This window comes from Bradyrhizobium sp. 197 (assembly GCF_023073375.1).
Taxonomy (GTDB): domain Bacteria; phylum Pseudomonadota; class Alphaproteobacteria; order Rhizobiales; family Xanthobacteraceae; genus Bradyrhizobium.
In genome coordinates, this window is sequence record NZ_JADPJJ010000032.1 from 1 (window position 1) to 1,071 (window position 1,071).

Annotated in this window: 1 protein-coding gene; it reads right to left on the minus strand. The window is 60.0% G+C overall.

Annotated features, from left to right (window positions below; all coding sequences use genetic code 11):
• Positions 1-544: 544 nt before the first annotated feature.
• A complete protein-coding gene (locus IVB27_RS08680) occupies positions 545-781 on the minus strand; it encodes a hypothetical protein (RefSeq protein WP_247442924.1) in 237 nt (78 codons plus the stop codon).
• Positions 782-1,071: the final 290 nt, after the last annotated feature.

A 1,071-nucleotide genomic window follows, 5' to 3' on the forward strand; every position in this document is an offset into this window, starting at 1 on the left:
TTCCAGAAGATGCCGACGGACCAGCGCTGGCGCTACTCGCGCCCGTCCCGGTGCCTGCGCCTGCGGACCCGGCGTTTGCGCCGCCGGCTTGCGCCAGGATCAACAGAGATGAGCTTGCGACGATGGTGGCGATTATCAAAGGCTTGGCGTGGGGCATCTGACGATCTCCTTAGCCATACTTCTATTAACCACGACGCCGCAACGCGGTTCCTGCCTTCTGCGGCACAAGAACACCGCTGCCGTTGCGCTTGTCGATTGGACCAGTTCGTCGAAACGCCCGGTCAAGCCTTCTGCCCTAAGCGGTCCAGCGTGACGCCAATGGCCGTCGAGTCCTCAATGGTCTCTTCTTCGTCTTGCGATCAATGCACCCGACTTGCCGGACGAGCGTCAGTCCTGCACGATTTGCTAAAATCGCTTGGTTCGCTCGCAAGGAGCCGGCGTTTGGGACAGGACCGTGAACGCCCGCCGCCGCGGAGATGAGCGGCCGCCCGGACTGCAGTCCACGGCGGACCACCGCTGTCCCATCCAACTCGCTGTCCGCATCTCAGCCGCGCTTCCGCTGAGAGGTTGGCTTAAACTCCACGACCTCGTGCTGGTCGCACGGATTCGATGGCTCATTTCGCTTCACGATTTGCTCAAGCTCGAGCGCTTCGATGGCGAGTTCATCCGCCAAGCGCTTAAACAGCTCGCACTTTTCTGGGTCCGTCGCCTGCTGACTCATCAGCGCAAAGTCTCTGGCGTCAGCGCGGACCTTTTCCAAACGTCGTCGGAGGTCCTTCATGTGTGCCGGCTCAGCTTCTAAGCTTATCCTCGGCCCGAACAATCAGTTTGCTTGTTCGGATCACGCGGGAGCCAACTACCGAAACAGGATATTGATTCTTTGCGAACTGCCAAATTGGCCGCTTATTCTAGCCACGACGGCTCCCGGGCTGAGGCATCCCAGTTCGGCACTCGCCGGATGATGCATAGAACTAGCATACCTGAAGGGGCATGAATGTTCGAAAGCGCACAGACGCGAGTGTTGCGCCGGACTAGGCTGCGAGCGATCCTAGACGCTCGCGAAGCGCTCGG

Coding starts and splice junctions, on each gene's coding strand:
- IVB27_RS08680 (WP_247442924.1), bottom strand. CDS start 781: ATGAAGGACCTCCGACGACGTTTGGAAAAGGTCCGCGCTGACGCCAGA.